The sequence below is a fragment of the Burkholderia sp. AU27893 genome, assembly GCF_002223205.1.
Classification (GTDB): domain Bacteria; phylum Pseudomonadota; class Gammaproteobacteria; order Burkholderiales; family Burkholderiaceae; genus Burkholderia.
The window spans coordinates 60,887-77,675 of record NZ_NKFD01000005.1 but is presented as its reverse complement, the minus strand read 5'-3'; the positions used below and the strand labels follow the sequence as shown (position 1 = coordinate 77,675).

Below are 16,789 nucleotides of genomic sequence, written 5' to 3'. Positions count from 1 at the left end.
CGTCAGCTCCTCGAGATGGCGGGCGAGAACGGAATCACGTTCGACGGGCTCGCGTCGACCGGTCCGTCACCCTGCATGGCGGACCGCACGGCCGCCCGCCGCGCATGGCGCATCCGACCGCGCAGCAGCGCGTGCACGGCGGCGACCGCATCGTCGACGCTCACCTCGCGCAGGCACTGATGGCCGGGTTGATCGCACACGCTGCGGTAGCAGTTGCGGCACGGCACGTCGACGTTCAGCACCCGATGCGGCACCCGCCACGGCGTGTGCTGCGGATTGGTCAGCGCATAGAGATCGACCACCGGCGTGCCGAGCGCGGCCGCGAGATGCACCGGGCCGGAATTGTTCGACAACAGCAGGTCGGCCGTCTCGATCAGCGCGCCGAGTTCGCCGAGCGACAGCACGCCCGCCAACGGCACCGCGCGCGAGCCCGCGCGGGCGCATACCGTGTCGACCAGCGCGCGCTCGCTCTCGCTACCCGTCACCGCGATCCCGTCGAACAGCGGCGCGACGCTCGCGGCCACCTCGCCGAAGCGCTCGGCCGGCCAGCGGCGCGACGCCGCGCTCGCGCCCGGATGAACGACGAGCCAGCGCGCCGACGGCGCGCCCGGCCGGCGCGGGCCGCCGATGCGCTGCAACGTGGCCCGCAACCGCGCACCGACCGCACGCCGCGCCGCGTCGCCGGGCTCGAACGCCATCCGCCAGTTCGACGTCGTGGCGCCGATCGCGCGCACGAGCGCGAGCTGCCGCGCCACCTCGTGCCGCACGTGCGACTCCGGTTCGCTTTCCGGCACGCGGTCGGTCAACAGTTCGTACGGGTTCTCGCGGCAATGCGCGAGCCGCAGCGGAATGCCCGCCAGCCAGCACATCATCGCGGCGGGCAGCGGGTTCTGGCTGTAAACGGTAAAGACCACGGCCGCATCGAAACGGCCGGCCAGCAGCCGATCGATCATGTCGAGATCGGCGACCGGATTGCCGCGCACGTCGGGGTGCTTGACCCACGGCGCATCGTAGGTCCACACGTCGTCGACCATCGGCAGGTGCGTCGCCAGCGCGGCGCCCGTGCGCGACGTCAGCAGCGTGAGCCGGCGCCCCTCGCCGCTTTCCTGCAGCGCGCGCAACGCGGGCGTCGTCATCAGCACGTCGCCGACGCTGTCGAGCCGCACGCACAGGATGCGTCGTGCGCGACGCCACGCGGCGTTCATCGCCGGCCCCAGGTGCCGTGCCGCCGCACGGCTTCGCGCGCGACGATGTCGGCCGCGCGGTCGACACGATCGACGACGTGGTGCGGCGTACGCGCGGCGCCGGTGCGCCATTCGGTCTCGTGCCCGCAGTCGACGAGGATCGTGCGGCAACGCGCGGCGCGCCCGGCCTCGACGTCGTCGAGGATGTCGCCGATCATCCAGCTCCATTCGGGGACTGCGCCCAGCGTGGCCAGCGCGCGACGCAACATGCCGGGGCGCGGCTTGCGGCAGACGCAGTCAATCGTATAAGCGGGCACGCTGCCGCGCGGGTGATGCGGGCAGTAAAAAAAATCCGCCAGTGTCGCGCCGTTTGCTTCGAACAGTTCGGCGAGACACCGGCGGACCGCGCCAAGCTCGTTTTCGGTAAAGCGGCCGAGCGCGACGCCCGGCTGGTTCGAGACGACCACGATCGGCATGCCGGTCGCGCCGAGCGTGCGCAGCGCGCGCGCCGCGCCCGGTGCGAGGCGCATCCGCGCCGGATCGACGTTGTAGGGCACGTCGTCGAGCAACGTGCCGTCCTTGTCGATCAGCACGGCCCCGGGCAGCCCCCTTTCGCGCGTCAAGGCCATGACGTCTCCTTCATCGGCAGCACCATCACTTCCGGCACCACGGTGCCGGGCGGCTGCATCAGCACGAAACGCACGGCGGCCGCGACGTTCTCGGCCGGCTGCAGCGTGTCCGCGTCGATGTCCGGGAAGCGGTCGAGCAGGAACGGCGTGCGCATCCCGCCCGCGACGATCGCCGACACGCTCACGCCGGCCGGCCGCAGTTCGGCATGCAGCGCATGCGACAGGCCGAGCAGCCCCCACTTCGTCGCGTGATAGGCGGACGCATTCGGCCACGCGCGCTTCGACGCGGTCGACGCGATGTTGACGATGTGCCCGGTGCCGCGCGCCTTCATCATCGGCACGGCGGCGTGGCACATCAGGTAAGGGCCGAGCAGGTTCGTCATCAGCACCTGCCGCCACGCGTCGACGCTCACGTCGTCGATCGGCGCGGTCACGTCGATCGCCGCGTTGTTGACGATCACGTCGAGATCGCCGAGCGCTTCCCGCGCGTCGTGCACGACCTGCAGCACCGACGCCTCGTCGCGCACGTCGAGCGGCCGGCCGACCGCCTGCCCGCCGTGCCGTTCGAGCCGCTGCGCGACGGCGGCCGCGCGGTCGCCGTCGAGATCGGCGACGATCACGTGCGCGCCGTGCCGCGCCAGGTCTTCGCAAATGGCCTCGCCGAGCCCGCGGCCGCCGCCGGTCACCAGCGCGACGCGGCCGGCGAGCGGCGTTTGGGCGGAATCGTGTTGGACGTCGTTCACCTGCACCTCCTTGCGAACGTCCGGACGCATCCGGACTGGCTGGGTGACGCTTGTCGCGACAAACGTCGATGCAGGAGATACAGCGAGAACCGTGCCGACCGGCCGGCGCCCGTGCCGCGTCGCGCGCCGGCACGCCATCGCTGGCTTTTTTATAAGCTGCTGTAAAAACCGCCCCGCACGGCCGCGCTCAGATCGCCAGCGCGTCCGGCGTCGCCTGCGCACGGCGCTTCGCGAGCGCACGCAGGCAGTGCGCGATGCAGCCGGCGAATGCCTCGTCGAACCACGGCTGCGCGCCCGACACGCCGACCACGATCCCGCCGAGCGCGACGCCGCCCCACAGGTTCGTATCGCCCGCGCGCAGCCGGTACGGCTCGAGCGCCTGCACGACGTGGCCGTCGCGGCCCGTTTCCCACGACAGCCGCGCCTTCGCGCGCGCATACGCCCGGTAGTCGGCATCCCAGTCCTTCGGGTCGGGCAACGAGAACTCGTACAGGATCGCGTCCTCGAACGGCGCGTCGTGCGGCCCGAGCGCGGGATCCATGATCACGATGTGCAGGCAGCCGCTGTCGCCGACGAAGTCGCTCTGCAGCGCGGCCGACAGGCTCGGCAGCAGCAGTTCGACCGCGGCGACCGCGGTCGGGCGGTCGACGAACGCGCTACCGGCGCGGCGGCCGGTCAGCGCTTCGGGTGACGGGTGGGGCATGGGTTTCTCCAGAGGAAAATGCGAGTGCGCGCAACGGCGCGATCGGGTCGGCCGTTGCCGCGGGGTGGGTCAGGTGTAAGCGTGGAAACCGGCCTCGAGCGGCGCGCGTGCGGTCGCGGTCGCGCGCGTGCGCGTGGCCGGACAGCGCCCGGCTCTCGGGCAGCGCGCGGCCCTCTCGATCGTGCGCGGTGTCGATCTGGCGAACGACGCGCCGCTGGCAACGCGTCCGCCGGCGCGCAAACACGGCCGTGCATCTCGCATCGATCGCGAACGTGACGAAGCCGCCGCCGTACTTGCCGGTGACGATCACGATCACGAGCACTGCCCGGGCAGCGTATGGTCGGTTCCCGTCGTCACGCGTGCGCGAGGCGATTCGGAGCGCGCCGGTTCGTGCACGAGCGCTCAGTGATGCGGTTTGCGCTCGCGGTCGCGCTCGACGGTGCCCGGCTCGGGATCGAGCACGGTAGGCTGCGTCGGCGTCACGGTCCGCTGGTCGGGATGCAGCACCATCCGCGAATCGTGCTCGTCGTCGTCACGACGCACCCGCACGCGATTCTCGACGTCGCGCACGCCCATGCAGCGGTCGGCGAGATCCTCGATGCCGTGCTTCATCCATCGCGCCGGCACCGTGCCGTCCAGTTCGACGCGGCCGTCCTGCACCTGCACCGTGACGTCGCTCACGTCGATCTCGAGGGCATGCGCGAGCCGCTCGCACACATCTTCGCGGATCCGCTCGTCCGATCGCGTATAGCCTTTCGGCCCGCGACGATGGCGCAGCGCGTCGCGTTCGGCGTCGCTGCCGAACCGCGACAAGTCGGGGGCGTCGCCGCCATAGCGTGGATCGTCGCGCGGATCGCCATAGGCTCGGTCGCGGTCGTACCCGCCCATCCGGTGATGCCCGCGAAACTCCGGGGGAACGCCGCGATACGGGCTTTCCCGCCAGTCGCGGCCCTGCGCGTGATAGTCGCGTTCGCCGTAGCCGGGATCGGGTTCGCGCGCCGGCCGGCGCGGGAAGTCGCCCTGCCAGCCCGCATCGGCCCCGCCGCGCCGCTGGCCGACCGGCCGCGCCGCGCGTTCGCTCCATTCGCTGCCCCAGTCTTCCGGACCGACGTCCTCGCTCGCGAAGCGGCGGTACGCCGGCTCGTCGCCCGCGTCGGGCCATCGCGACGGATCGTCCGGGCTGCCGCGCTCGCCGGCGCCTCGGGATGCGCGTTCGTGGCGCTCCTGCCAGTCGGGCGGCCCGCCGCGTCCGCCGTGCCGTCCGGGATATCGTCGTTGCATCGTGCCCCTCCTTGATCGCGCCTGCGCCGCGCACGGCCCCATGCCGTGTCACGGCGCGCGTCGGTCAGGTCGAATGCAAGTCGCGTGCCGAGGTCGTGGCCGATGGGAGACCGACGCGCATCGCAACGGCATTCCGCTGCAGGGCACCTTATCTGCAATGCGATTGCAGTTTTTGCGTGCCGGGCGTCACGGCGTGCCGTCATCGCCCGCGTGGTCCCCGTCATCCGGTGGCGTCGTGCCGCCGGGCTCGCTCAGCCGCTCGGTGCGGTCCGGCTTGATGTCCATGCTTTCATCGAGGGTCGAATCGCCGTCCGCCGACGCGCGCTCACCGGTGCCCGCACGGTCCGTATCGCTGTCGAGCGACGCATCGCCGCGTTCGAGCGCGTGATCGTCGAGCGGCGAATCGACGTCGAACGGATGACGCCGCGCGCCAGCCGTGTCGCTGCCGCTGTCTGACGAATCGCTCGGGCCCAGTGCGCGGCCGTCGCGGCCGCGGCTGGCATTGTCGTCGTCCGGTTCGGCCGGTTCGTTGTCGGGGTTCAGCGTGCTGTTCATGGCGTTCTCCTTGCAAGGCTCGCGGCCGCGGGCAGCCCCGGCACGGCCGGCGGAATGCACGCGCATGCAATCGGCATGCCGCGCCGCACACCGGAACCGCTCACGTGCGGCCGGAACGGCGATCGGCACGACCGATGCGCACCCATTGATCAGCCGAATTGAGTTCCCTTATGCTTCCGAGGTGCCAATCCCCTAAGCTTTCGGGGTGCCAATCCGATTCGTACCGCCGCCGCCGGCCCGGCCGACGGCGGCCGGGCGGCGCTCGCCCGCCCGTCTTCGACAAGCCGCTCCGATGATGAAAGACGACATCAATCCTCGCTCGCCTCCGCCGCCGCTCGGGCAATCCGACGCGCGCGACCTGTTGCACCGCTTCGCCGAGTTCCGGTTCCAGACGGTCGTCGAGTCGATCACCGACTACGCGGTGTTCATGCTCGACCCGGACGGCAACGTCGCGACCTGGAACGCTGGGGCCGCGCGCATCAAGGGCTATCGCGCCGCGGAGATCGTCGGCCACCACTTCTCGCGCTTCTATCCGCCCGACGCGATCGCGGCCGGCCGGCCGTCGCTCGGGCTCGCCGAAGCGGCCGCCAACGGTCACTTCGAGGACGAAGGCTGGCGCGTGCGCAAGGACGGCTCGCAGTTCTGGGCGAGCGTGACGATCACGCCCGTGCACGATCACTCGAACCAGCTCTGCGGCTTCATCAAGATCACGCGCGACATGACCGAGCGCAAGCGCCTCGAGGAGCTCGAAGCGTCGACGCACCGGCTCAGCGTGTTCATCGCGATGCTCGCGCACGAGCTGCGCAACCATCTCGCGCCGTTGCGCCATTCGGTCGGCGTGCTGCAGAGCCTGACCGACCCGGCGCCCGCGCTCGCGCAGTGCCGCGACGCCGTGCATCGTCAGGTCACGCAACTGACGCGGCTCGTCGACGACCTGCTCGACGTCGGGCGCATCACCGCCGGCAAGCTCGAGCTGGAAGACCGGCCGATTACCGTGCGCGACATCGTGTGCCGCGGCGTCGAAAGCATCCAGCCGAAGCTGGCCGCGCGCGGGCAGCACATCCACGTCGATCTGCCCCCCGAGGCCGTGCCGCTGCACGGCGACGATGCGCGGCTCGTCCAGGTGCTGCACAACCTGCTCGACAATGCGTCGAAGTTCTCGCCGCTCGGCGGACGCATCGACGTCGGCGCCGCGATCGAGGGGCCGGTCGTCGCGATCCGCGTGACCGATCGCGGCGTCGGCATCGCGCGCGACGCGCTCGAAACCATCTTCGACCTGTTCGAGCAGGAAAGCGGGGCGGGCCGGCGGCCGGCCGAAGGGTTCGGGCTGGGGCTCGCCATCTGCCGGACGTTCGTCGAACTGCACGGCGGGCGCATCTCGGCCGAAAGTGCCGGGCCCGGTCACGGTGCGACGTTTACGGTGCGGCTGCCGATCGACCGCATGGCGCGCGCGACCCGCGTCGAGGTGCGCGGGCCGATCACGTCCGTGCAGACGGACACGACGCCGCTCCGCATCGTCATCGTCGACGACAATCGCGATTCGGCCGACACGCTCGCCGTGCTGCTGCAGGTGAAAGGGCACGCGCCGCGCGTCGCCTACAACGCGCACGACGCCCTGGCGCTCGCCCGCGACTACGCTCCGCAGTTGATGATCCTCGACCTCACGATGCCCGAGGTCGACGGCTTCACGCTCCTGCACGAGCTGCGCGCGATCGACGCGCTGCGCGACACGACCTGCGTCGCGCTGTCGGGACATGCCAGCGCGGCGGACCTGCAGCGCACCGCACGCGCAGGCTTCGACGAGCATCTGGTGAAGCCCGTCGAAATAGCCGTGCTCGACGCACTGCTGCAGCGCGTCGAGCACCGGGTTCGCCGCACACCGTGACCGCCGGGCTCAAGCCACCGCGCGACACATCGCCGCGCATGCTTCACACGCGAGCGCGCAGCGGCGGCAATGATCGTGGGCATGCCGCAGGCACTCGGCCGCACACAAGTCGCAGGCCTGCGCGCACAGCGCGCAGACACTCGGCGTGAGCACACTGCGGCGCGCCATCGCGCCCGACGCGAAGCGGCACAGCTGCGCGCATTCGATGTCGAGCGCGATGCAGTCGGCCAGCGCCTGCGCGTCGCGTTCGGTGAGGCACGCGGCCGTACACGCATCGCACGCGTGTGCGCACGCGTCGCAGGCGGCCATGCAGTTGTCGTATGGAGCGTTCATCGCCGTCCTCCCGGTTTCGGTTGACATCGTCATGGCGTCAGCTTCACCTTCATCCAGCCCGGCTCGCGCGTGTCGAACGCGCGGTAGGCATCGATCGCATTCGTCAGCGGCTCGCAACGCGTGAGCACCGACAGCGGGTCGAATGCGCCGCTGCGCACGAGCTCGACGAGCGGCGGCGTCACCGTGCGGTGATTGCAGTTGCCCATCTTGATCGTCAGGTTGCGGTTCATCGCATCGCCGACCGGAAACACGCGCGCCGCCGGCGGGTACACGCCGATCACCGCCACCGTGCCGGCTTTCGCGACCGCGCGCACCGCCCATTGCAGCACCTGCGACGGCCCGTCGCCCGGCACCCAGTTGCGGCCATCCGGCTTGCGGTGCGGCGCGATCGCATCGACTTCCGCATCGAATGCACGCGCCGCGTCGCGATCGGCCGCGGCCGGCCCGTGCGTCGCGCGCATCGCGTCGACGCCCACCGCGTCGATCACGCGATCGACGCCGATTCCGCCCGTCAGCCGCAGCACCGTCTCAACGGGATCGTCCTCCGCGAAATCGACGATCTCCGCGCCTTGCGCGCACGCCATCTCGAGGCGCGACGCCACGCGGTCGATGGCGATCACGCGTCCGGCGCCCATCAGCTTCGCGCTCGCGATCGCGAACTGGCCGACCGGCCCCGCGCCGAACACGGCGACCGTATCGCCCGCACTCACTTCCGCGAGCTGCGCGCCGAAATAGCCGGTGGGGAAAATGTCCGACATCAGGATCGCGCGATCGTCGTCGATCGCATCCGGCAGCCGAATCAGGCTCGCATGCGCAAGCGGCGTGCGCGCGTATTCGGCCTGCAGCCCGTCGAACGCACCGGTGTCGGCCGGCCCGCCGAAGAACGCGGTACCCGCGCGTGGGCCGCCCGGGTTCGCGACGTCGCATTGCGCGGTGTAGCCCGCGCGGCAGTACGCGCAACTGCCGCATGCGATCGTCGACGGAATCAGCACACGGTCGCCGCGCCGCAGGTTGCGCACGTCGCGCCCGACCGCCTCGACGATGCCGACCCCCTCGTGGCCGAGGATCGTGCCCGGCTTCATCCCGCCGAGGGTGCCGCGCACCATGTGCAGGTCGGTGCCGCAAATCGCGCTGGCCGTCAGGCGCACGATCGCGTCGGTCGCGTCGGTGACTTCGGGATCGGGCACCGTGTCGATGCGAATGTCGCCGATACCGTGGAATACGACTGCTTTCATGTCAGGCCCTCCTTGTTCGAACGTTCTCGGAACTGCCGAGAAAACAATCGAGCAAGGAATGAGCCCTGATGCGTATCACCTGAAATCCTCTCCGCGGTGCGGAGAGCATTCATCGGTCACGAACCACGGATTCGACATCGTCGCGCGGATTCGATGCCGGGATCCGACCGGGACAATTCATCGAGAAGGACATGATCGCCATGCCGCTGGGCGGCGGGCAACGCGAACGCGCGGCGGCCGTGCCCGGTTACATCGAAAGACACGGCGCGCCCGGCCACCCCGACGAGTTCGTCCGGCACCGCCGTATCGGCTGGCGGCTGTCGCCAGCGCGGGCGCCCTACCGCTGGGAATTCGTGGAAAACGGCCGCCCTTCAGCTATTGGCTGACGCTCACACCGCAGCGTCATCTCGCTTGACCGCCACGCACTTGATCTCGACCAGCAAGCCGGGATGCGCGAGTTCGGTCACGCCGATCGAAGTCCACGCGCATGTGCCGCGTGGGAAAACCCGATTCTTCACCTCGCGAAATACGGGCATATGCGTGCCCATCTGCACGTGGTATGTCGTCATATCGACGACATCTTCAAAAGTGCACCCAGCCGCTTCCAGAACCACGCGCAAATTTTCCCAGCATGCCAGGAATTGCGCTTCGGGATCGGCGATGACTTCGAGGTCAACGGTACGCCCGACCTGTCCGGCGCAAAAAACAATGGACCCAACCTTCACGGCCGGTACATAACCGGCGCGCTCCACGATACGTTGCATCGTCGGCGGGATGATCAATTCAGGGATGGTCACGTGTCTTACCCGTTAAGGATTGAAGCGGTCATTCACCGCGGCGCGGATGATGACCGTATCTGGCCGAGAGCACCCACGAAGTTCAATTCAGCGCGCGGCAATCGGTGATTCGGTCAGCATCGTATCGGCGATATCGAGCATCGCGCGCAAGCGATCCATATGCCGAAGGTCATGGTGGTAACCCACCCAGATGTCTCGGGATGGAGGCGGTTCCGGCGTTTCGATGCGCCGCACTGCCGGTATCGCGTCGCCCAGCGGTCGCGGCAGCACCGCCATGCCCATGCCTGCCGCGCACATCCGGCCCTGAACGGCTCGGCTCGTGCTGGTGAACACGCGCCGCGACCGCGGGAACCTCTCGAGCAGCCAGGCGACGTCGGGGAAGTGAGACTGCGCCGTATTCATCACGATCAATCCCACTGAGGCAGGATCGCGCCGCAACGCACGTGCGGTTTCCGCCGTGCCGTAAAGACCGTACGGAACGCTCATCATGCGGCGCTGGACAATGTCCGGTTCGGTGAAAGGAACGATCCGGAAGGCCAGGTCGGCCTCGCGACGCGACAGGCTCAGCAATCGGTAGCTCGCGATCACTTCCGGCACCACGGCCGGATGACGGCGCACCAGTTCCGCGAGAACCGGCGCGAGAACGTAGCCGGCGAACCACTCTGCGCACGATATCCGCAAGATGCCTTCGAGACGGTCGTGATGACCGGCCAGACGCCGCTCCATGGCCAGCGCGGCGTTTTCCATGGCTTCGGCGAGGCTCAGCACGGTATCGCCGGCGTCGGTGAGCACCAGCCCATCCGCGGTCCTGCGGAACAGCGCCTGCCCGGATTCATCCTCCAGCGCCTTGATCCGGCGGCCGATCGTTGGATGGCTCACGCCCAGGCTTCGGGCTGCCGCACCGAAAGATCCGCCCCGCTTGACCGCCAGAAACACCCGGACATCACTCCATTCCATGCGATGAACCTTCGTTCAAAAATGTACATTCAATATACAAGAACGACCATTCACAAACAATTGTGTGGGCCTCACGATGGTGACTTGCATCAATCGAACCGCCCCGCTCGGGGCCAACCTCTGCGGAGTGTGAAGACATGAACAAGTTGAAGGGCAAGGTCGCGATCGTGACGGGGGCATCGAAAGGCATCGGCGCAGGCATCGCGCGCCAGCTTGCGGCCGACGGCGCACAGGTCGTCGTCAGCTACGCATCCAGCGCGAGCGGTGCCGAACAGGTCGTCGGGGACATTCAGGCCGCCGGCGGGAAGGCATTGGCGGTGCGCGCCGACGTGACGAACAAGGCGGAGGTCGACGCACTCGTCAACGCAGCCATCGACCATTTCGGGCGGTTGGACATCGTGGTGAACAACGCCGGCGTCTACCAGTTCGCCAGGATCGAGGAAACGACCGAGGCGCGCTACCGCGAGCAATTCGACATCAACGTTCTCGGTCCGCTGCTGGTCGCCGGCGCCGCCGCGCCGCACCTCGGCAACGGCGGCAGCATCGTCAACATCGGCTCCAACGTCACGCGCGTCCTTCCGGCCGAGAGTGCCATCTATAGCGGTACGAAAGGCGCAATCGACGCCATCACCGGGGTGCTCGCGCGGGAGCTCGGCCCGCGCGGCATCCGGGTCAATGCCGTGAACCCCGGCTTGGTCGAAACCGAGGGCACCCATGCCGCCGGAGTCATCGGTTCGGACTGACGGCGATGTAGACAACATGACAGTGGCGAGCGAACTTATCAAAAGACATGATCTCCAGGATCTGAACTTCATTCTGCGGGCAATTCCATCTGGTACAGGAGTCGAAACGCTCGACCTTCGATTTATATGCCGCCCTTCGTCAGGGCGTGGCTCCCTTGGCGCCCATTCCTGGGTGGCAGTCGCGGCCACGCCGCTTTTCCCTCCCGGCACGCTATCAGTCATCGTGTCTACGCCATCCTCTCGGTCATTGAAGAATCGCAAAACATTTGACCGGTGCACATCGGTCGAATGACCGACCCGACGTGCAAGGGATTTCCGATTCGTGAGGGCCGCCGTTCGATGCCTCCGCGCAGGCAAAAAGTTATAACCGTCTTGCTGTAAGTGGCGTCGAGGCAGATTCCTGAATGGTCTGGCGTGCGGCATCGCCCTCGATGCTTACGCCGATTGGATGATTCACTACACCGTGGCACATCGCCTTGCCAAGGGGCTTCCGATTTAGCGCGGATGCAAGCGGTTTCTCGTCAGCACATCAACGATCTATATTTTCTATTTAAACAACCATGCCTATATATAAAATATATAAAAAAGAGACGGTAATCAATCCTTCGCTCGTTCGTCTTTAGTGTCATACGAATCCTTTGTTCCGTATGCGGGTCGGGGAAGCGCTGGCCGTCACCAGCCGTGAAACTTCCCCTCACATCAGCGAAGAGCAACCGACGATCTGCGATAGAGAAATAATTTAGAGACCTCGAGATCGATTTGTTTTGCAAGCGCACCTGTGACCGAAGACGCCTCAACTCGCTCAGGCCTGCACGCGACACGCCGTCAATTTCAAATGCGTTCGAGGCGTCATGCCCCATCCCGCATTCGACCCAAACCGGATACTGCACTCGACCATGCTGGAGACCCTGGCAATCAACAACTACCGCTCGATCAAGGAACTCGTCATCCCGTTGTCGAGGCTCAACTTGATCACTGGAGCGAATGGCAGCGGCAAATCGAATCTTTATCGTGCATTGCGGTTGCTCGCCAGCACAGCGCAGGATGGAATCGTGGCGCCGTTGGCCTCCGAGGGCGGCTTGCAGTCGGTCGTATGGGCAGGGCCGGAGGACCGCTCGGGGGCCATGCGACGTGGTGAGATCCCGCTGCAAAGACCGGCCAAAGGAACGCCCGCGCCGCGCCTGAAGCTGGGCTTCGGCGGCAAGACATTCGGCTACGCGGTGTCCATGGGTCTTGCCCAGGAATCATCCGAATCGCCTTCGGCGTTCAAGCTGGACCCCGAATTCAAGCGCGAAGCGATTTGGAGTGGTGCATTCCTTCGGTCTTCGAACATGCTGATTGATCGGGACGGTAATGTCGTGCGCCGCCGGTCGGACGACGGTTGGGATACCGTAACACACAGCTTGCCCCGTTACGAGAGCCTCTTCTCGCAAATCGGCAACGATCGGAGCAGTCCGGAGGTATTCGAAGTCAGGGAAGTGATGCGCCGCTGGCGCTTCTACGATCATTTTCGAATTGATGTCGATGCGCCGGCACGGCGGTCGCATGTGGGAACCCGTACTCCCGTTCTCCATCATGACGGGCGCGATCTCGCTGCGGCGTGGCAGACGATTCTCGAAGTCGGTGATCATCAGGCGCTCGACGATGCAGTGTCCGATGCCTTTCCCGGCGCGCATGTCGAAATTGAAACGGAGCGGGACGGATTGTTTTCGCTCGTGTTTCGACAGGACGGCCTGTTCCGCCCGCTCAAGGCTGCCGAGCTTTCCGATGGCACGCTGCGATATCTGCTGTTGTGTGCAGCCTTGCTGACTGCGCGGCCGCCCGAGTTGATGGTCCTCAATGAACCCGAGGCGAGCCTTCATCCCGATCTCATTCCCGCGCTGGGCCGACTCATTCGGTAGGCGGCGACGTATTCTCAAATCTGGGTCGTTTCCCATTCGACACGGCTGGCGTCAGCGCTTGAAGAGGACACGGAGTTCAGCCAGATCACCCTGGAAAAGGCATTCTCTGAGACGACGGTTCTCGGGCAGCACAAGCTCGACCGACCCGTATGGCGATGGCCGGATTCGGGCAAGTAACAGACACCCGTCGATGCGCTCGTCGGTCGGATCTGTTGCACCGATTCGGATGTTGGCCAAACTGAACCGCGCCGGTGATCTGCTTTAGAAAACATCACGGGAAGTCCATCGTTTCATGAAACCGGCGCGACTTTCAAGGCGGGCGTGCTGAGCGAAAACCTCCTGTCTGAACCGCCCCGGATTTTGTGGAGGCTCCAACTCTTGAGAGAATGGAGCCATGAACAAGAAGCCAAGTAAGTTTTCCCCGGAAGTCCGAGAGCGCGCGTTGCGCCTGGAACGCGAGCAGCGTAGCGAACATCCGTCGATGTGGGCGGCGATCGGATCGATTGCGCCGATGATCGGCTGCACACCGCAGACGCTGCACGAGTGGGTCAAGCGTGACCAGGTCGACCACGGTGAGCGCGATGGCGTGACCACAGACGAGCTCGAGCGCCTCAAGGCCTTGGAGCGCGAAGTCAAGGAGTTGCGTCGTGCCAACGAGATTCTCAAGGTCGCGAGTGCGTTTTTCGCCCAGGCGGAGCTCGACCGCCGTTTCAAGTCCTGAAGGCATTCATCGATCAGCATCGCGACCCCTTCGGGGTCGAGCCGATCTGCAAGGTCTTGCGGATTGCCCCGTCGGGTTACCGACGCCATGCCGCGCAGCTTCGTGATCCGTCGCGGCGCTCTGTTCGCGCAATCCGCAATGAACGTCTGCGGCCGGATATCAAGCGTGTGTGGCAGGCCAACATGCAAGTCTACGGTGCGGATAAAGTCTGGAAGCAGATGAACCGGGAGCGTATCGCGGTGGCGCGCTGCACGGTCGAACGGTTGATGAAGCAACTGGGTTTGCGCGGCGTGATGCGAGGCAAGCGTGTTCGCACGACTGTTCCTGATGCCATAGCCCTGCGCCCGCTGGATCGGGTCAATCGCCAGTTCAAGGCGGCACGGCCGAACCCGCTCTGGGTTTCGGCTTTCACCTACGTTTCGACGTGGCAGGGCTGGCTGTATATGGCTTTCGTGATCGATGTGTTCGCTCGCCGTATCGTCGGCTGGCGCATCAGCAGTTCGATGACCACGGACTTCGTCCTGGATGCACTTGAACAGGCGCTTTACGCGCGGCGCCCGGGCGACGACGGAACCTTGATACACGATTCGGATAGAGGGTCCCAATACGTCAGCATTCGCTACAGCGAACGGCTGGCCGAAGCGGGCATCGAACCGTCGGTCGGCAGCCGGGGCGACAGCTATGACAACGCCCTGGCTGAAACGATCAACGGCCTGTACAAGGCTGAACTGATTCATCGCCGCACCTGGAAAACGCGAGAATCCGTTGAACTGGCAACGCTGCAGTGGGTGGCTTGGTTCAATCGTCATCGGTTGATGGAACCCCTCGGCTATATCCCGCCCGCCGAAGCTGAGGCAAACGACTATCGGCAACTTGAAACAGCTACCACTGAACCCGCATCAACTTAAACCAACCAGCCTCCATGATTCCCGGGGCGGTTCAGATGAGTTCAAGATCGAAGCAGTCCAGCAAGTCACCGAGCGTGGTCATTCGGTTGCAGATGTGGCCCAGCGTTTGGGCATTACGACGCACAGCCTATATGCCTGGCGAGCGAAGTTCGATAAGCCAGATGTCGTGCGGCAGGTGGAACTAGACCGGAGTGCCGAGGCGCGGCGATTGAAGGACGTTGTGTATAACGACATGCCTATAATAACCCTTTTGGCTTGAGGGTTGGGTGATCGATATAAATTTGCGCCAGTATGTCGTACAAGCCACTCATGACATTACCAATCATCAGCTTGTATTTCTTAGCATCATCATCCGAGCAGTTATCAACAACAAGAAATACTGATTCATTCAACGATGCCCCCATCGAAAGCATCAACTCGTTTATCTTTCTGGCAGTTTCAAGATCGGCAATCATTGTTCACCCCTAGCAATCAACCCCATACAAAAATCCTTTCTCATCCATACAGCTTGTCATGCAATTCCAAAACGCAAATCCATAATCCGGAGTCGGCAAAGCTGTTTCGCTGCATTGAGCTATGCAGCTTTGCTTGACCTGCTGGCAATCAATCTGGAATGAATTAAATCTCTTGGAATTGATTTTGGCGCGCCCCCTTCCAAGATTAACCGAGTAGATTATATTTTCATCAGATTCAGTAATATAGGCAATCCCAGATGAATTAATCGCAATACCCATGGGATGATTGAACGAAGCATTCGCTCCGAGACCATCTGTCGAGCCTGACTGCCCAGACTCGGTAAGCGTCGTCACAAGACCTGCTGCCGTAATCCTGCGGATCAGGTTGCTTTCCGTGTCCGCTACATACAGTATATCGGCTGCGTCGGCGGCGATACCCATGGGATGATTGAACGACGCATTCCGCCCGAGGCCATCGGCTGAGCCTGTGTGCCCAGATCCGACAAGCGTCGTCACAAGACCTGCTGCCGTAATCTTGCGGATCAGGCTGTTTTCCGTGTCCGCCACGTAAATTGAACCCGCTCCGTCGACGACGATACCCATGGGATGGTTGAATAACGCATTCCCACTGAGACCATCGGTCGAACCTCTTTGCCCGGATCCGGCAAGAGTCGTCACAAGACCTGTTGCAGTAATCTTGCGGATCAGGTTGTTTTCCGTGTCCGCTACGTAGAGTGAACCGGCTCCATCGACAGCGATTCCCGTCGGATGATTGAACGACGCATTCCCCCCAAGACCATCGGTCGAACCTGATTGCCCAGATCCTGCAAGCGTTGTCACGAGACCTGCTGGAGAAATCTTCCGAATCTTATTGCTGGCTGTGTCCGCAACGTACAGAGCACCTCCTGCATCGACGGCGACACCGGATGGATGGTCAAAGGTCGCCCCCATACCCGCACCATCGGTCGAACCGGGTTGCCCTGATCCGGCGACCGTCGTTACAACGCCACTCGCCGCAACCTTCCGGATTTTATTGTTGCCGGCATCGGCGACGTAGAGACTTCCCATTGTATCGACGGCCAAATTGACCGGGCTATTAAATGACGCCGCGACTCCAGAACTGTCAACCGAACCATATTGTTTAGATCCCGCAAATACAGTAGCTGCCTTATTTGAAGTCGACAATGTGGAATTTTCAGCTGCCGGACCATCTCCATTGCAACCAACCAAAAACAAAGAACATAAAATAGCAAAAAGCCAATGATTTATATTTGCCATCGCGAGATCCCCAATATAAATTTATTTCTTATTGAAAATGTCTTCTGCATGGTCAACTTCCAAAAGACGGCCGTGCAGTGTCACGCCCGGCTACAGGCCGACTCCAGTCGATTCGCGACGGCCTCGATCGCGCTCACGGGAGCGCGAGCCAGTTGGTCATCATGGCTCGTCACCAGCTCGGCGAATAACCGATAGCTGTCCTCATCGAACTGGATCTCACCATCCCGCCCAGCCTGAAGCGCATTCCATGCAGCGGCCTCGTACTCATGGAACCCCCGCGTTTCCGCTGCGCCATACCCCAACGATCGCAGCATCTCGGCAGCCAGTGCCACCCTTGTCAGCAATTGCAGCGACGTCAACGTCCCGACGCCCGCCTTCAGTGCTTCGAGTTGCAGATGATATTCGAGCGCCAGACTATCCCTGACATGCCGGGGAAGCGGCATGCAATCGATCTTTCGAGCGCGTTTCCTCAGACTGGATT

The 16,789-nt window shown here is 64.7% G+C and carries 16 protein-coding genes, 4 pseudogenes and 1 other annotated feature; of the genes and pseudogenes, 6 read left to right on the top strand and 14 right to left on the bottom strand.

The window, feature by feature from the left end:
* Window positions 1–2 precede the first annotated feature (2 nt).
* From CFB47_RS32605 to CFB47_RS32575, 7 genes and pseudogenes are all read right to left on the bottom strand, one after another.
* A complete protein-coding gene (locus CFB47_RS32605) occupies window positions 3–1,205 on the bottom strand; it encodes a glycosyltransferase family 9 protein (RefSeq protein WP_089463660.1) in 1,203 nt (400 codons plus the stop codon).
* Window positions 1,202–1,813 carry an HAD-IIIA family hydrolase gene (locus CFB47_RS32600; RefSeq protein ID WP_089459830.1) on the bottom strand — a complete coding sequence of 204 codons (612 nt, stop codon included), beginning with the start codon at window positions 1,811–1,813 and terminating at the stop codon, window positions 1,202–1,204. Before CFB47_RS32600 ends, CFB47_RS32605 begins: the two co-directional genes overlap by 4 nt.
* Window positions 1,804–2,586, bottom strand: a complete 783-nt coding sequence (locus tag CFB47_RS32595) for an SDR family oxidoreductase (RefSeq protein WP_256946807.1) — start codon at window positions 2,584–2,586, stop codon at window positions 1,804–1,806. The genes CFB47_RS32600 and CFB47_RS32595 overlap by 10 nt, the downstream gene beginning before the upstream one ends.
* A gap of 157 nt (window positions 2,587–2,743) precedes the next feature.
* Window positions 2,744–3,259: a hypothetical protein gene (locus tag CFB47_RS32590; protein ID WP_089463659.1), complete on the bottom strand. Its 516-nt coding sequence runs from the start codon at window positions 3,257–3,259 to the stop codon at window positions 2,744–2,746.
* Window positions 3,213–3,464: pseudogene (locus CFB47_RS40835) on the bottom strand (response regulator); the annotation flags it as partial. The gene CFB47_RS32590 and the pseudogene CFB47_RS40835, both read right to left, overlap by 47 nt.
* A gap of 197 nt (window positions 3,465–3,661) precedes the next feature.
* Window positions 3,662–4,540 carry a BON domain-containing protein gene (locus CFB47_RS32580; protein ID WP_089463657.1) on the bottom strand — a complete coding sequence of 293 codons (879 nt, stop codon included), beginning with the start codon at window positions 4,538–4,540 and terminating at the stop codon, window positions 3,662–3,664.
* Between the two features lie 186 nt (window positions 4,541–4,726).
* Window positions 4,727–5,095, bottom strand: a complete 369-nt coding sequence (locus CFB47_RS32575; RefSeq protein WP_089464265.1) for a chemotaxis protein — start codon at window positions 5,093–5,095, stop codon at window positions 4,727–4,729.
* Between the two features lie 292 nt (window positions 5,096–5,387).
* Between CFB47_RS32575 and CFB47_RS32570 the strand changes: the two genes are divergently transcribed.
* A complete protein-coding gene (locus CFB47_RS32570; protein ID WP_089463656.1) occupies window positions 5,388–6,980 on the top strand; it encodes an ATP-binding protein in 1,593 nt (530 codons plus the stop codon).
* Between the two features lie 9 nt (window positions 6,981–6,989).
* On the opposite strand, the gene CFB47_RS32565 is transcribed toward CFB47_RS32570, so the two are convergent.
* Both CFB47_RS32565 and CFB47_RS32560 read right to left on the bottom strand, forming a co-directional pair.
* Window positions 6,990–7,313, bottom strand: a complete 324-nt coding sequence (locus CFB47_RS32565; protein WP_179243805.1) for a four-helix bundle copper-binding protein — start codon at window positions 7,311–7,313, stop codon at window positions 6,990–6,992.
* A gap of 29 nt (window positions 7,314–7,342) precedes the next feature.
* Window positions 7,343–8,548 carry a zinc-dependent alcohol dehydrogenase gene (locus CFB47_RS32560; RefSeq protein WP_089463655.1) on the bottom strand — a complete coding sequence of 402 codons (1,206 nt, stop codon included), beginning with the start codon at window positions 8,546–8,548 and terminating at the stop codon, window positions 7,343–7,345.
* 191 nt (window positions 8,549–8,739) lie between these two features.
* Here CFB47_RS32560 and CFB47_RS32555 point away from each other — a divergent pair, with 191 nt between their 5' ends.
* Complete coding sequence (locus CFB47_RS32555; protein WP_089463654.1) at window positions 8,740–8,934, top strand: hypothetical protein; 195 nt, start codon at window positions 8,740–8,742, stop codon at window positions 8,932–8,934.
* A 3-nt stretch (window positions 8,935–8,937) separates the two neighbouring features.
* Here the strand turns inward: CFB47_RS32555 and CFB47_RS32550 are convergent, their stop codons facing one another.
* Together CFB47_RS32550 and CFB47_RS32545 are read right to left on the bottom strand one after the other, a co-directional pair.
* Window positions 8,938–9,345 (bottom strand): RidA family protein, encoded by a 408-nt coding sequence (locus CFB47_RS32550; RefSeq protein WP_089463653.1) that lies wholly within the window; start codon window positions 9,343–9,345, stop codon window positions 8,938–8,940.
* A gap of 87 nt (window positions 9,346–9,432) precedes the next feature.
* The gene (locus CFB47_RS32545) at window positions 9,433–10,302 is read right to left on the bottom strand and encodes a LysR family transcriptional regulator (protein ID WP_089459824.1); all 870 of its coding nucleotides are present in this window, start codon (window positions 10,300–10,302) and stop codon (window positions 9,433–9,435) included.
* Window positions 10,303–10,439: 137 nt separating this feature from the next.
* Here CFB47_RS32545 and CFB47_RS32540 point away from each other — a divergent pair.
* The 4 genes and pseudogenes from CFB47_RS32540 to CFB47_RS32525 all read left to right on the top strand — a co-directional run.
* Window positions 10,440–11,042: pseudogene (locus CFB47_RS32540) on the top strand (SDR family NAD(P)-dependent oxidoreductase); the annotation flags it as partial.
* A gap of 899 nt (window positions 11,043–11,941) precedes the next feature.
* Window positions 11,942–13,123 (top strand): annotated as a pseudogene (locus CFB47_RS32535) (AAA family ATPase).
* A 217-nt stretch (window positions 13,124–13,340) separates the two neighbouring features.
* Window positions 13,341–14,575, top strand: a protein-coding gene (locus CFB47_RS32530) for an IS3 family transposase (RefSeq protein WP_256946805.1) whose coding sequence is annotated in 2 segments (ribosomal slippage) — window positions 13,341–13,632 and window positions 13,632–14,575 — 1,236 coding nt in all. Because the reading frame shifts where the segments join, the coding sequence is not laid out codon by codon here.
* Window positions 13,622–13,738 (top strand) — a sequence feature (AL1L pseudoknot). It overlaps the preceding gene by 117 nt.
* A pseudogene (locus tag CFB47_RS32525) lies at window positions 14,556–14,789 on the top strand (transposase); the annotation flags it as partial. The gene CFB47_RS32530 and the pseudogene CFB47_RS32525, both read left to right, overlap by 20 nt.
* A 22-nt stretch (window positions 14,790–14,811) precedes the next feature.
* Here CFB47_RS32525 and CFB47_RS40830 read toward each other — a convergent pair.
* From CFB47_RS40830 to CFB47_RS32515, 3 genes are all read right to left on the bottom strand, one after another.
* Window positions 14,812–15,030 (bottom strand): hypothetical protein, encoded by a 219-nt coding sequence (locus tag CFB47_RS40830; protein ID WP_143060042.1) that lies wholly within the window; start codon window positions 15,028–15,030, stop codon window positions 14,812–14,814.
* A gap of 9 nt (window positions 15,031–15,039) precedes the next feature.
* Window positions 15,040–16,308 (bottom strand): NHL repeat-containing protein, encoded by a 1,269-nt coding sequence (locus tag CFB47_RS32520; RefSeq protein WP_089463650.1) that lies wholly within the window; start codon window positions 16,306–16,308, stop codon window positions 15,040–15,042.
* Window positions 16,309–16,388: 80 nt separating this feature from the next.
* Window positions 16,389–16,751 (bottom strand): Fis family transcriptional regulator, encoded by a 363-nt coding sequence (locus CFB47_RS32515; protein WP_226205926.1) that lies wholly within the window; start codon window positions 16,749–16,751, stop codon window positions 16,389–16,391.
* Window positions 16,752–16,789 lie beyond the last annotated feature (38 nt).

Coding starts and splice junctions, on each gene's coding strand:
- CFB47_RS32605 (WP_089463660.1), bottom strand. CDS start 1,205: ATGAACGCCGCGTGGCGTCGCGCACGACGCATCCTGTGCGTGCGGCTC.
- CFB47_RS32600 (WP_089459830.1), bottom strand. CDS start 1,813: ATGGCCTTGACGCGCGAAAGGGGGCTGCCCGGGGCCGTGCTGATCGAC.
- CFB47_RS32595 (WP_256946807.1), bottom strand. CDS start 2,586: ATGCGTCCGGACGTTCGCAAGGAGGTGCAGGTGAACGACGTCCAACAC.
- CFB47_RS32590 (WP_089463659.1), bottom strand. CDS start 3,259: ATGCCCCACCCGTCACCCGAAGCGCTGACCGGCCGCCGCGCCGGTAGC.
- CFB47_RS32580 (WP_089463657.1), bottom strand. CDS start 4,540: ATGCAACGACGATATCCCGGACGGCACGGCGGACGCGGCGGGCCGCCC.
- CFB47_RS32575 (WP_089464265.1), bottom strand. CDS start 5,095: ATGAACAGCACGCTGAACCCCGACAACGAACCGGCCGAACCGGACGAC.
- CFB47_RS32570 (WP_089463656.1), top strand. CDS start 5,388: ATGATGAAAGACGACATCAATCCTCGCTCGCCTCCGCCGCCGCTCGGG.
- CFB47_RS32565 (WP_179243805.1), bottom strand. CDS start 7,313: ATGAACGCTCCATACGACAACTGCATGGCCGCCTGCGACGCGTGCGCA.
- CFB47_RS32560 (WP_089463655.1), bottom strand. CDS start 8,548: ATGAAAGCAGTCGTATTCCACGGTATCGGCGACATTCGCATCGACACG.
- CFB47_RS32555 (WP_089463654.1), top strand. CDS start 8,740: ATGATCGCCATGCCGCTGGGCGGCGGGCAACGCGAACGCGCGGCGGCC.
- CFB47_RS32545 (WP_089459824.1), bottom strand. CDS start 10,302: ATGGAATGGAGTGATGTCCGGGTGTTTCTGGCGGTCAAGCGGGGCGGA.
- CFB47_RS40830 (WP_143060042.1), bottom strand. CDS start 15,030: ATGATTGCCGATCTTGAAACTGCCAGAAAGATAAACGAGTTGATGCTT.
- CFB47_RS32520 (WP_089463650.1), bottom strand. CDS start 16,308: ATGGCAAATATAAATCATTGGCTTTTTGCTATTTTATGTTCTTTGTTT.
- CFB47_RS32515 (WP_226205926.1), bottom strand. CDS start 16,751: ATGCCGCTTCCCCGGCATGTCAGGGATAGTCTGGCGCTCGAATATCAT.